Source organism: Azospirillum sp. A23 (assembly GCF_042938965.1).
Taxonomy (GTDB): Bacteria; Pseudomonadota; Alphaproteobacteria; order Azospirillales; family Azospirillaceae; genus Azospirillum; species Azospirillum melinis.
Genome location: NZ_CP170667.1, coordinates 873009 through 885286, shown reverse-complemented (window position 1 = coordinate 885286; position 12278 = coordinate 873009). Strand labels below are relative to the sequence as shown.

The following is a 12278-nucleotide window of genomic DNA, read 5'->3' as shown; positions in this document are numbered from 1 at the left end:
AATAATTTCATACCCGGCAATGCACGCTTGGTGTGAAAAGAGGTCCTGAAGCATGCGAATCGCAACGAATGGCAGTATAGTCGCCGCTTCATGGGCTGTGGGCTCCGTTGTCGCATTCTGTGCAGGCAGCGCTGCAGCGAAACTGCTTGGAACGAAGCTGCCGGCCATAGAGATGACGTTCATCCGGTCTCTGGTCGCCGCGGTCATGGTGGCAGGAACATGGCGGCTTCTGGCCGACCTCAAGCAGGCCCGGGATTTACGGGGACATGCCATCCGCTGCCTGTTGGGGGTGGTCGCAATCTTTGGCCTGCTCTATGCCGTCACCGTCCTGCCGTTGGCATTGGCGATGGTTCTCTACATCAGCCGGACGTTGATGATGCCCATCGCTGGCCGGTGGATGTTGGGGGAAAGGTCAGGAGCATTGGTGTGGAGCGCCGTCGTGCTGGGCTTCGCGGGCGTCCTCCTATCGTCCTGGCCGGAGATGCAGGCCCCTGAATCGCGAATCGGTATCCTGGCCGCCCTGGCCGCCGCCGTGGCCTCCGCCGGATCGCAGACAGCTGTCCGCAGGCTAACCCGCACCAACTCGGCGCCGCTGATCGTCCTGATCTACAGCGCCGCCGCCGTCATCGGCACACTGCCAGCCGCCCTGCCGGCATGGGTGATGCCGCCCATCGCGGATTGGCCGGTTCTTGTTGTGCTGGGGCTGTGCGCCGCCGGTGCGCAGCTTTCCGCCGCTCGCGCTTTCGCTCTGGCTCCCGTCGGCTTCCTGGCGCCTCTGGATCTGCTTGGCGTGCCGGTCGGAGCCATCATGGGCTGGCTTCTATTTGGCGAGGTGCCGGGCATGCTGGCCGGGGTTGGCGGGATCTTCGTTCTGCTGGCAGCCCTGACTGTGATGATTATCCCCGCGAAAGCCGCAGTTCTCCGCCGTCCGGTTGAGCGGTTCGCGAAAGCATGAGATTCATGCACCTCGCGGCGTTCCTTTTGGAAGGGCAATGCCAGACCGCAGCCCTTCTTGCATTGCTCCCAGATAAGCGCGGCCCAAATGTTGCCCAGAAACGACGAAAGCCCCTGCGAGGGGCTTTGCATAGCAGCTAAGTCATTGAAAAGTTTGGTGGGCGATGAGGGGATCGAACCCCCGACATTCTCGGTGTAAACGAGACGCTCTACCGCTGAGCTAATCGCCCGAACTGGACAAGCCTTCGCACTCAAAGGCAAGCCGGCCGGGAGGGTGCCCGGCCGGCCGCACTATGCCCTGAGCGGACCAAAAACTTCAAGCGCTGATAGGCGCTTAGTTCAAGGCGTCCTTCAGAGTCTTGCCAGCCTTGAACTTCGGCTGCTTGGACGCCGGGATGTCGATCTTCTCGCCGGTGCGCGGATTGCGGCCTTCGGTCGCGGGACGCTCAGCGACCGCGAAAGTGCCGAAGCCGACCAGACGGACCTCATCACCGTTCTTCAAGGATTCGGCAATGCTGTCGAACACGGCGTCGACGGCCTTCGTGGCGTCGGTCTTGGACAAACCGGACGCTTCGGCAACATGCGCCACGAGATCGTTCTTGTTCACGCAATCCCCCTTCGAAATTCAGCAAATACTGAAAGACAAAAGCCGCCCCAGGACTTTTCGTCCACGACTTTTTGGAAGCAAAGGATAAGCACAGCGCTTGCCGCCCGTCAATTCCCGACGGGCGGCAAAGCGGCTCTTGTCCCAAAAGTCACGCCAACGGGTGGCGGTCACGATCCGATCGCGACCGCAGGTCCCGGATCAGTGACGCAGAGCCTCGCCGTCGGCACCCTTCTCCTGGGCCTTCGCCGCAGCCGCATCGACCTCCGGCTCGGTCCACTCGATGGGCTCCAGCGGACGAACCAGCGCGTTGCGCAGCACCTCGTCCACCGTGCCGACGGGCATGATCTCCAGCCCGCGCTTCACGTTGTCCGGGATGTCGGCAAGGTCCTTTTCGTTGTCCTTCGGGATCAGCACATGCTTGATGCCGCCGCGCAGGGCAGCCAGCAGTTTCTCCTTCAGGCCGCCGATCGGCAGCACCCGGCCGCGCAGCGTGATCTCGCCGGTCATCGCCACGTCCTTGCGCACCGGGATGCCGGTCAGCACCGAGACGATGGAGGTGGCCATGGCAACACCGGCCGACGGGCCGTCCTTCGGCGTGGCGCCTTCGGGAACGTGGACGTGGATGTCCTTCTTCTCGAACAGCGTCGGCTTGATGCCGAAGGCGATGGCCCGCGACTTGACGTAGCTCTCGGCCGCCTGGACCGATTCCTTCATCACATCGCCCAGCTTGCCGGTGGTGGTGACGCGGCCCTTGCCGGGCAGGCCGACGGCCTCAATCGACAGCAGCTCGCCGCCGACTTCGGTCCAGGCCAGACCGGTGGTGACGCCCACCAGATCCTCCAGCTCCGCTTCGCCATAATGGAAGCGGCGAACGCCGGCATACTTGTCGAGATTACGGCGCGTGACCGCGACCTTGGCGTTGCCGCCCGACTTCAGCAGGATCTCCTTCACCGCCTTGCGGCAGAGGTTGGCGATCTCGCGTTCCAGCGAACGGACACCGGCTTCCCGCGTGTAGTAGCGGACCAGATCGCGCAGTGCATCGTCGGAGATGGTGAACTCGCCCTTTTTCAGGCCGTTCGCCTCGATCTGCTTCTCGATCAGGTGGCGCTTGGAGATTTCGACCTTCTCGTCCTCGGTGTAACCGGCGACGCGGATGATCTCCATGCGGTCCAGCAGCGGCTGCGGCATGCGCATCGTGTTGGCGGTGCAGACGAACATCACGTCGGACAGGTCGTAATCGACCTCCAGGTAATGGTCGTTGAAGGTGCCGTTCTGCTCCGGATCCAGCACCTCCAGCAGGGCAGACGACGGGTCGCCGCGCCAGTCGGCGCCGAGCTTGTCGATCTCGTCCAGCAGGAAGAGCGGGTTGGAGGACTTGGCCTTCTTCATGCCCTGGATGACCTTGCCGGGCATCGAGCCGATGTAGGTGCGGCGGTGGCCGCGGACCTCGGCCTCGTCACGGACGCCGCCCAGCGACATGCGGACGAAGTTGCGGCCGGTGGCCTTGCCGATCGACTTACCGAGCGAGGTCTTGCCGACGCCGGGCGGTCCGACGAGGCAGAGGATCGGACCCTTGACCTTGTTCATGCGGTTCTGGACGGCGAGATACTCAAGGATGCGCTCCTTGACCTTCTCCAGACCGTAATGATCGTCGTCCAGCACCTTCTGGGCGAGCTTCAGGTCGCGCTTCACCTTGGTGCGCTTCTTCCACGGAATGGACAGCATCCAATCCAGGTAGTTGCGGACCACGGTCGCCTCGGCCGACATCGGGCTCATCGACCGCAGCTTCTTCAGCTCGGCGAGCGCCTTTTCGCGGGCTTCTTTGGAGAAGCGGGTCTTGTTGATCTTCTCTTCCAGTTCCGCCGATTCGTCGCGGCCATCCTCAGTCTCGCCGAGTTCCTTCTGGATCGCCTTTAGTTGCTCGTTCAAGTAGTACTCGCGCTGTGTCTTCTCCATCTGCCGCTTGACGCGGTTGCGGATGCGCTTTTCCACCTGCAGCACGCCGATCTCGCCTTCCATGAAGGCATAGACCCGCTCCAGACGCTCCGACACGGTGGCGCATTCCAGCAGCTGCTGCTTTTCCGGAATCTTCAGCGCCAGATGCGACGCGACGGTGTCGGCCAGCTTGCCGGCTTCCTCGATCTGGTTGATCGAGACCAGCACTTCCGGCGGAATCTTCTTGTTCAGCTTGATGTACTGCTCGAACTGGGAGACGACGGCGCGGCTCAGCGCCTCCAGCTCCTGGTTCTCGCCGGTCTTTTCCTCGACCAGCTCGGCCTGGGCCTGGAAGAACTCCTCATTGTCGGCGAACTTGGTGATGGCGGCACGCTGGCCGCCTTCCACCAGCACCTTGACGGTCCCGTCCGGCAGCTTGAGCAGCTGCAACACGGTGCCGACGGTGCCGACGCTGTAGATGTCGGCCGGAGTCGGATCGTCCTGCGCGGCGTTCTTCTGGGTGACGAGCAGGATCTGCTTGTCATCCTTCATCACGTCTTCCAACGCGCGCACGGACTTCTCGCGCCCGACGAACAGCGGCACGATCATGTGGGGGAAGACCACGATGTCGCGCAGCGGCAGGACCGGGTAGAGGGCACCACGGGAGAGTTCGATCATGGGCAGGGCCTCAATGAATGGATCGCCGCCAGCCCGGACTGGGCCTGACACAGCCCCCGCCTCGGGTTGAGCGCGGGGATCGCCTACGGCACCCGACTAACGTGGCACACGGCCCTGCGGCCTTCAAGGGGGTGACAACCCCCAAGGGCGGTTTCCAAGCCGCAACCTGGCAGGAAACCGCCGCTTCCCTCCCCGTTTTTGCCGGATCAAGCGGTTTTGAGGCGGTTCACATAGCCATCGACGGTCGTACGCAGGGTTCCGGCCTCATGCGACAGGCCGCGCGACGCGGTCAGCAGCTCTCCGGACGCGACGCGCGTGCTTTCGGCGGTGGAAGCGACCTGCCCGATGCTGCCGGACACCTCCACGGTGCCCTGGGCGGCAGCCTGGATGTTGCGGGCGATCTCGCGGGTGGCGGCATTCTGCTGCTCCACCGCGGCGGCGACAGCCGACGCCGCCTCGCTGATCGCGGCGACGGTGCGGCTGATGGCGTCGATGGCGGTCACGGCACTGCCGCTGACGTCGCGAATCTCCCCGACGCGAAGCTGGATGTCGTCGGTGGCTTTCGCGGTCTGACCGGCCAGATTCTTCACCTCGCTGGCGACGACGGCGAATCCCTTGCCCGCTTCGCCGGCCCGGGCGGCCTCGATGGTGGCGTTCAGCGCCAGAAGATTGGTCTGGGAGGCGATGGAGCTGATCATATCGACCACCGAGCCGATGCCGGCGGCACGGTCGGCCAAGGTCGCGACAATCCCGGCCGTGCTGCCGGCCTCGCGCACCGCGTCCTGGGCGATCCGGGACGCGTCGTCGATCCGGCGGCTGATCTCGCCGATGGAGGATTGCAACTGCTCCGCGGCGCTCGCCACCGTCTGGATGTTGCCGTTGGCCAGTTCCGATGCGGATGCCACGGAGGACGAGAGGGACGAGGCGCTTTCCGCGGCCGACGACAGGCGTTCGGAGTTGCTGCGCACGGAGTCCGCCGTGGCGGACAGATGTCCGACCACCGATTCGAGCTGCGCCACGAAATCCTGCGTCGCCCGCTCCATGGCGCGCCGGTTCTCCTCGCGCTGCTCCAGTTCCGTCCGGCGTCGGGCTTCGGCGGCGTCGGCCTCCCGGGCGCTGGTTTGCAGCACGTCGATTGCCGCGGCCATCTCGCCGATTTCATCGGAGCGATTCCGGTGGAGAACGTCGAGGTCACGCCGCCCGCCGGCAATCGCACCGACGATCCGGGCCAGTTCGACGATAGGGCGCGAGGCCCGGCGCGTGATCGCAACCGCCACACCCAGCAATGCGCCGAGCCCGGCGACGATGATTCCGGCCGCCAGCATCAGATGACGCAGAGCCGAGGCATGATGGCTGTCGGCCAGTTCCCGTCCGACGGTGAAGCCGGCGTCGCGGATCGTCAGGAGGTCCTGCAGCAGGGGCGAGGCCGAGCGGCGCCATTCCGCACCGTCCAGGTCATAGGGCCTGCCGGCCCGCGATGCGGTCAGCACGCGGGTCTTGAAGCCGCCAAAACCCTGAATGTAGCCTTTCCGGGCAGTCTCCAGCGCCGTGCGTAGGGTCGGCTCCATCTCGCCGGTGACGATATCGTCCTCGACCGACTCCCAATTGGCCGAGATCCGCCCTTCCAGCGTCATCGCCTCGGCTTCGGCTTCGTGGGTCATCGGCTTGCCGGTTCCCAGTGCGCGCAGATATAGGACCGACTGCTGGCCTGCCATCTCCCGCAGTTGGGCGGCGCGAACCGCGATATCGGCCCGGTCGCCGACGGTCGAATCGAGGTCATTCAAGCGATGGCCGAGGCGGTTCATCGTCACCCCGACCTGGCTCGTGACCTTGACCATGCCGGCGAAGAACTGCGCCGAGGCGTCCGCCGGGCGGCCGGACCGGTCCTTCACCAGCCAGCCGTCGACCTGGGTGCGGACGGTCGCCAGACTGTTGCCCAAGGCGGCGGTCTCGTCGGCGGACTTGGGGTCGCCCAGCGCCCTGGCAGCGGCAACGTAGCGGGCGAGCGCAGCGTCGGACTGCGCACGGGCCTTCTTGAGGGCGTCCCGGCCGGCGTCGTCGATCGCCGCCCCTGCCGTCAGTGGCAGGTTGACGACGCCGCGCTCAAGCGCCATCGACTCGTTCACAGCGGTGGCGGCGCCGAGCACGTCAACCACGTCCCTGGCGGCTGACGCCCGGCCGGCCGAGTTGATTTCCTGCACCGCAAGCCAGGTGGCCGGAACCGAAGCGACCACTCCAACGCACGCCAAGCAAACGTAAAGGAAACTGCGTATTTTCATTTCCCGCCCACCGCAATATTCGTACGCAAACAATGGATAGCGGAGATGCCAAACCTGGAATGAAGGCAGTTCACCCACCTACCCAATGTCTCTGCACCGACATTAGGGCTTTATCTTTTTACATTCGTTAAATTTGTTGAATTGATTCGCTTTTTCAGCGGTTTACATCAGGTAGGCCCAATACAGAGAATGGTTTTATTGGGATATCCGGCAGCAATCGGAAAAAGAAAAAGGGACGCCGGAGCGTCCCTTTTTTGATTTCCGCACCGGGAAAACCCAGACGGTCAGGCTCCCGGCGCTTCGCTGCGCCGCTCCGCATGGACGTAGAGCGGCTTGGCCCGCCCTTCGACCACTTCCTTGTTGACCAGGATGCTCTCGATGCCGGTCAGGCCCGGCAGATCGAACATCGGGTCGAGCAGGATGGCCTCCATGATCGACCGCAGGCCACGGGCGCCGGTCTTGCGGGCAATCGCCTTGTGGGCGATGGCGCGCATGGCGTCCTCGGAGAACTCCAGATGGACGTCCTCCATCTCGAACAGGCGCTGGTACTGCTTGACCAGGGCGTTCTTCGGCTTGCTGAGGATCTCGACCAGCGCCGCCTCGTCCAGATCGGACAGGGTGGCCAGAACCGGCAGGCGGCCGATGAACTCGGGGATCAGGCCGAACTTCAGCAGATCCTCGGGCTCGACCTCATGCAGGATCTCACCGGTGGCGCGCTCGTCGGCGGAGCGCACATCGGCGCCGAAGCCTATGCTGGTGCCCTTGCCGCGCTGGGCGATGATCTTGTCCAGGCCGGCGAAGGCGCCGCCGCAGATGAACAGGATGTTGCTGGTGTCGACCTGCAGGAATTCCTGCTGCGGATGCTTGCGCCCGCCCTGCGGCGGCACGGAGGCGACGGTGCCCTCCATGATCTTCAGCAGAGCCTGCTGCACGCCCTCGCCCGACACGTCGCGGGTGATCGACGGGTTGTCGGACTTGCGGCTGATCTTGTCGACCTCGTCGATGTAGACGATGCCGCGCTGCGCCCGCTCGACATTGTAGTCGGCGGCCTGGAGCAGCTTGAGGATGATGTTCTCGACGTCCTCGCCGACGTAACCGGCTTCGGTCAGCGTCGTGGCGTCGGCCATGGTGAAGGGAACGTCGATGATGCGGGCCAGGGTCTGGGCCAGCAGCGTCTTGCCGCAGCCGGTCGGGCCGATCAGCAGTATGTTCGACTTCGCCAGTTCGACGTCGTTGTGCTTCGTCCCGTGGGCGAGGCGCTTGTAGTGGTTGTGGACCGCCACCGACAGCACGCGCTTGGCGTAGGACTGTCCGATGACGTAATCGTCGAGCACCGCATGAATGTCGCGCGGAGTCGGAACCCCATCGCGGGACTTCACGAGGGTCGTCTTGTTCTCCTCGCGAATGATGTCCATGCACAGTTCGACGCATTCATCGCAGATGAACACCGTCGGACCGGCAATCAGCTTGCGGACCTCGTGCTGGCTCTTGCCGCAGAAGGAGCAGTAGAGCGTATTCTTCGAATCGCCGCTGCTGGACTTGCTCATCGGTACTCCGTCATCTCGCGGGAGGCGTGGCCCCTGGGGCCATGCCCGTTCGCGGCGCCCCCCGACGCCGGTCCTACTCAGGTTATCGCGGACGGCGTCCGCGACAAGGTCATGCGCCGTTTTGGCGACGCATCACGATCCGCATAGCCGGGTCCCTTGCGAGACTCTCCCCATTCGGGACCGGCTCCTTATCGGAACCGGTCCATGACCGGATCGTGTCACTGCCATTCAACAACAGCGTCACGACCCGATCAACCCTTTGTTGGGAGGGCCGAGGACCCGCGGCTCACGAATGGTGGTCGACGCCCGGGCGCTTCTCCACCACCTCATCGATCAGACCGAAGGCCTTCGCCTCTTCCGGCGACATGAACTTGTCGCGCTCCATGGCGGTCTCGATGGTGTCAAGATCCTGCCCGGTGTGCTTGACGTAGATGTCGTTCAGACGCGAGCGCAGCTTCAGGATTTCCTGGGCCTGGATTTCGATGTCCGAGGCCTGGCCCTGGGCGCCGCCCGACGGCTGGTGGATCATGATGCGGCTGTTGGGCAGCGAGAAGCGCTTGCCCGGCGCGCCGGCGGCCAGCAGAAGCGAGCCCATCGAGGCGGCCTGCCCCATGCACACCGTCGACACCTGCGGACGGATGTACTGCATGGTGTCGTAGATGGCGAGGCCTGCCGAGACGTAGCCGCCCGGCGAATTGATGTAGATCGCGATGTCCTTGTTCGGGTTCTCCGACTCAAGGAACAGCAGCTGCGAGCAGACCAGGCTGGCGACGGCGTCGTTCACTCCGCCGATCAGGAAGATGATCCGCTCCTTCAGCAGGCGCGAATAGATGTCGTACGCGCGCTCACCCCGGTTGGTCTGTTCGATGACCATCGGGACCAGAGCATTCATCTTCGGCTCGAAGTCGTACATGTGTTCTTCCCTGCCCCCGCAGTTGGCTGAACCGGTGATCGTTGCCGGCACGGAACCACATATAGGAACCTTTGGGGGCGGATGGTAGTCCGCCCCCACTCCTTTTGGGGAGTTAGGCCGCCGCAGACTCGTTGCCTGCTTCGTCCTCGTCCTTCGTCAGCTCTTCGACGCTGACGGTCTTCTCGGTGACCTTGGCCTGATCCAGGATGTGGTCGACGACCTTGTCCTCGAAGATCGGGGCGCGGAGGTTCTCGAGCGCCTGCTGATTCTGCTTGAAGAACTCGAACACCTGACGCTCCTGACCGGGGAAGCGGCGGGCTTCGTTGATCAGGGCGCGGTTGACCTCGTCCTGGGTGACCTGGATGTTGTTGCGGCGGCCGACTTCCGACAGCAGCAGACCCAGGCGGACGCGGCGCTCGGCGATCGAGCGGTACTCGGCCTTCAGATCGTCCTCGGACTTGTCGGCGTCCTCGCCGGCGGTGCCGTTCTTCAGCTCTTCCTGCAGGCGGGCCCAAATGCCCTCGAACTCGATGTCGACCATGCCGGCCGGCACCTCGAAGGAATGGGCCTCGGCCAGCTTGTCGAGCAGCTGGCGCTTCACGCGCAGGCGCGACAGGCCGTCATACTCGCCCTTGATGCGGTCGCGAATCGCTTCGCGCATCTTCTCCAGGCTCTCCATGCCGAACTCCTTGGCGAGTTCGTCATTGACCTCGGCCGGGACGTTCTTGCGCAGCTCCTTCACGTCGACCTCGAAGACCGTCGCAGCGCCCTTCAGGCGCTCGTGCGGGTAGTCTTCCGGGAAGGTGACGTTGACGGTGCGATGCTCGCCGGCCTTGACGCCGACCAGCTGCTCCTCGAAGCCCGGAACGAAGCGGCCGGCACCCAGCTCCAGCGGGTAGTCCTTGCCGTCCATGCCTTCCAGCGCCTCGCCGTCGACCGTACCGGCGAAGTCGATCACGGCGATGTCGCCGGTCTCGGCAGCGCGATCCTCGGTGACCGGGGCCTGGGTCGAATGGGCGGAGGCCAGACGGGTGACCGCCTCGTTCACCGCCTCTTCGCTCACCTCGGCGACCGGCTTCTCCAGCTCCAGGCCGGTGAAGTCGCCCGGCTCGACGTCCGGCAGCAGCTCGACCGCCATCTTGTAGGTGAGGTCGCCGCCGTCCTCGTACTTCTCGACCTCGATCTTCGGCTGCAGGGCGACGCGCAGGCCACGCTCGCTCAGCGCCTGGCGCGAGCTGTCGGAGATGGCGTCTTCCAGCACCTCGGACAGCACGCCGCCGAAATAGCGCTGCTTGATCACGGTGACCGGCACCTTGCCCGGACGGAAGCCCGGCAGCTGGACCGTACGGCGCAGCTCTTCCAGCTTGCCGTTCACCTTCTCTTCGATGTCCTTGGCGGAAATGACGACCTGAAATTCGCGCTTGAGGCCGTCGGTGCTGGTCTCGGTGATGTTCATCGGAACGAAAGCCTATCTCGTTGGTCCGGCCCGGCGGCGCCCGTCCGGGCGGCCCGAATCCGTGTTGTCCATGCGGTCCAAGGTGTTGCCATGGTGCGGGCGAAGGGACTTGAACCCATACGACCGAAGTCACTGGAACCTAAATCCAGCGCGTCTACCAATTCCGCCACGCCCGCGTTCATGGCAAAGGCAGCCGCGACGGGTGCGCAAACACCCGCCGGACCGCCGGCGAAGTCCGGTCTATAGCACAGCGCGGCGGAAGCAAACAGGCAAATTGGACCCGTCCGAGAGAGTGAGGCCCGGTCTTTTCGCGTCAGCCACCGGCCTTGCCCCCCGCCTTGCTCCCTGCCCTGTCCAGCGACCGTACGGCGGACGATGTGATGATGCGCCCCTCGCCGGTGTAGGCTTCGTGGTTGGCGTCGATCTCGCCCAGCCGGTAGCGGTAGTTGATCATCATCCCCAGCGACTGTTTCAGCCCTTTGGCCGACCTGTCGGCCAGCCAGTTCAGCCGCTCCATCCGGGCGCCGTTGGTCAGGTGGAAATGCGCGACTGGATCCAGCGCGCGGGCGCGGCCACGGCCCTTCGCCTCCTGCACAGTGGTCAGGTAATGGACGCCCAGCCGCATCAGCGGGCCGCGCAGACGTTTCTGCAACTCCTCGTCCTCAGCCCAGCCGGAACGGGCTAGCGCGCGGGCGAGCAGCGGTGATTCGTCGGCGCCGACATCGCCTTCGGTGGAAGCGTCCGCATCGTCCGCCCGGTCAAGTTCGGCCAGCCGCTCGGCGATGCGTTCGGCCTCCGTGTTGGTCAGCAGGGCGTCGCCGTCGCGGTCCAGCGCGCGGTCGAACCAGCGCCGGAACCCCGGAATGGGTGACAGGGTGGCGTAGCAGGTGATGTTGGGGAACTCGGTCGCCAGCCCGTCGACCACGCGTTTGATCAGGAAATTGCCGAAGCTGATGCCGGCAAGCCCGACCTGGGCGTTGGAGATCGAGTAGAAGATGGCGCTGTCGGCGCTTTTCGGATCGCAGACCGGCGCGGTCGGGTCGAGCAGCGCCTGCACATTGTCCGACATGCCCTGGACCAGGGCCACCTCGACGAAGATCAGCGGCTCATGCGGCATGCGCGGGTGGAAGAAGGCGAAGCAGCGCCGGTCCGAATCGAGCCGGTCCTTCAGGTCCTGCCAGCCGCTGATCTCGTGGACCGCCTCGTACTTGATCAGCTTTTCCAGCAGCGAGGCCGGGCTGTCCCAGGTGATGCGGTGCATCTCCAGGAAGCCGACGTCGAACCAGGCGCGCAGCAGATTCTTCAGATCGTCTTCCAGCGCCTGAAGCAGCGGTTCGCCGCGCGCCATCTCCATCAGCTCGGCGCGCAGGTCGACCAGGAACTTCACCCCCTCCGGCAGGGCGTTGAACTGGGTCAGCAGCCGCAGACGCGGCGGTTCCAGCGCGCGGCGCAAGGCCCGTTCGGCATGGCCGCGGGCCACCGGGTCGGCCGCCGCCTGGAAGGTCGCCATCGCGTCCATCACCGCGTCGCGGTCGACGTCGAAGTCGCGCGCGAGCATCAGAAGGAAATTGCGCCGCCCCTGCGGATCGAGCGCCAGATAGGTGCGGCCGAGCTGGGCGGCGCGGGCACGGGCGGAAACCTCGCCACCCCGCGATTCCAGGCAGGCCTCGATCTGCTCCTTAAGGCGCTCGGCGTCCTCCCTGGGCAGATGGGTGCGCGGCGGCGCGCCGACAGCACCGCGGGCCGAGGCCGCGATCTCGCGCCAGCGGGTGCGCAGGTTGTCCAGCGCGCGGTCGAGGAAATTGGGCTGCGCGGCCTGGGATGGCGGCACAGGCTCCAGAATGGTGGTGTCGGGTGCGTCGCTCATACCCCGGAGTCTGGCCCTGCCGGCGCTCTACCGCAAGGGGGC

Annotated in this window: 8 protein-coding genes and 2 tRNA genes; 1 reads left to right on the top strand and 9 read right to left on the bottom strand. The window is 65.0% G+C overall.

Features of this window, described 5'->3' with window-relative positions:
- Positions 1-52 precede the first annotated feature (52 nt).
- Positions 53-955, top strand: a complete 903-nt coding sequence (locus ABNQ40_RS21565; protein WP_109050276.1) for a DMT family transporter — start codon at positions 53-55, stop codon at positions 953-955.
- Positions 956-1109: 154 nt separating this feature from the next.
- On the opposite strand, the gene ABNQ40_RS21560 is transcribed toward ABNQ40_RS21565, so the two are convergent.
- The 9 genes from ABNQ40_RS21560 to ABNQ40_RS21520 all read right to left on the bottom strand — a co-directional run bounded on the left by ABNQ40_RS21560 (position 1110) and on the right by ABNQ40_RS21520 (position 12236).
- Positions 1110-1184: transfer RNA gene (locus ABNQ40_RS21560), tRNA-Val, on the bottom strand.
- A gap of 104 nt (positions 1185-1288) precedes the next feature.
- Positions 1289-1561 (bottom strand): HU family DNA-binding protein, encoded by a 273-nt coding sequence (locus ABNQ40_RS21555; protein ID WP_012974523.1) that lies wholly within the window; start codon positions 1559-1561, stop codon positions 1289-1291.
- 198 nt (positions 1562-1759) lie between these two features.
- Entirely contained in the window at positions 1760-4174 is a 2415-nt protein-coding gene (lon, locus tag ABNQ40_RS21550; protein ID WP_109050277.1) for an endopeptidase La, read from the bottom strand.
- A gap of 206 nt (positions 4175-4380) precedes the next feature.
- Entirely contained in the window at positions 4381-6408 is a 2028-nt protein-coding gene (locus ABNQ40_RS21545) for a methyl-accepting chemotaxis protein (protein WP_158285593.1), read from the bottom strand.
- Positions 6409-6737: 329 nt separating this feature from the next.
- The gene (gene clpX, locus ABNQ40_RS21540) at positions 6738-8000 is read right to left on the bottom strand and encodes an ATP-dependent Clp protease ATP-binding subunit ClpX (RefSeq protein ID WP_012974526.1); all 1263 of its coding nucleotides are present in this window, start codon (positions 7998-8000) and stop codon (positions 6738-6740) included.
- A gap of 286 nt (positions 8001-8286) precedes the next feature.
- Positions 8287-8913, bottom strand: a complete 627-nt coding sequence (gene clpP / locus ABNQ40_RS21535) for an ATP-dependent Clp endopeptidase proteolytic subunit ClpP (RefSeq protein ID WP_109050279.1) — start codon at positions 8911-8913, stop codon at positions 8287-8289.
- 112 nt (positions 8914-9025) lie between these two features.
- Positions 9026-10369 (bottom strand): trigger factor, encoded by a 1344-nt coding sequence (tig, locus tag ABNQ40_RS21530; protein WP_109050280.1) that lies wholly within the window; start codon positions 10367-10369, stop codon positions 9026-9028.
- Between the two features lie 91 nt (positions 10370-10460).
- A tRNA-Leu gene (locus ABNQ40_RS21525) sits at positions 10461-10545 on the bottom strand.
- A 137-nt stretch (positions 10546-10682) separates the two neighbouring features.
- A complete protein-coding gene (locus ABNQ40_RS21520) occupies positions 10683-12236 on the bottom strand; it encodes a malonyl-CoA decarboxylase (RefSeq protein ID WP_109050281.1) in 1554 nt (517 codons plus the stop codon).
- Between the last annotated feature and the right edge of the window lie 42 nt (positions 12237-12278).

What these genes read in the sequence shown, in the direction of transcription:
- ABNQ40_RS21565 (WP_109050276.1), top strand. Translation starts at nt 53, where the DNA reads ATGCGAATCGCAACGAATGGCAGTATAGTCGCCGCTTCATGGGCTGTG.
- lon (WP_109050277.1), bottom strand. Translation starts at nt 4,174, where the DNA reads ATGATCGAACTCTCCCGTGGTGCCCTCTACCCGGTCCTGCCGCTGCGC.
- clpX (WP_012974526.1), bottom strand. Translation starts at nt 8,000, where the DNA reads ATGAGCAAGTCCAGCAGCGGCGATTCGAAGAATACGCTCTACTGCTCC.
- clpP (WP_109050279.1), bottom strand. Translation starts at nt 8,913, where the DNA reads ATGTACGACTTCGAGCCGAAGATGAATGCTCTGGTCCCGATGGTCATC.
- tig (WP_109050280.1), bottom strand. Translation starts at nt 10,369, where the DNA reads ATGAACATCACCGAGACCAGCACCGACGGCCTCAAGCGCGAATTTCAG.
- ABNQ40_RS21520 (WP_109050281.1), bottom strand. Translation starts at nt 12,236, where the DNA reads ATGAGCGACGCACCCGACACCACCATTCTGGAGCCTGTGCCGCCATCC.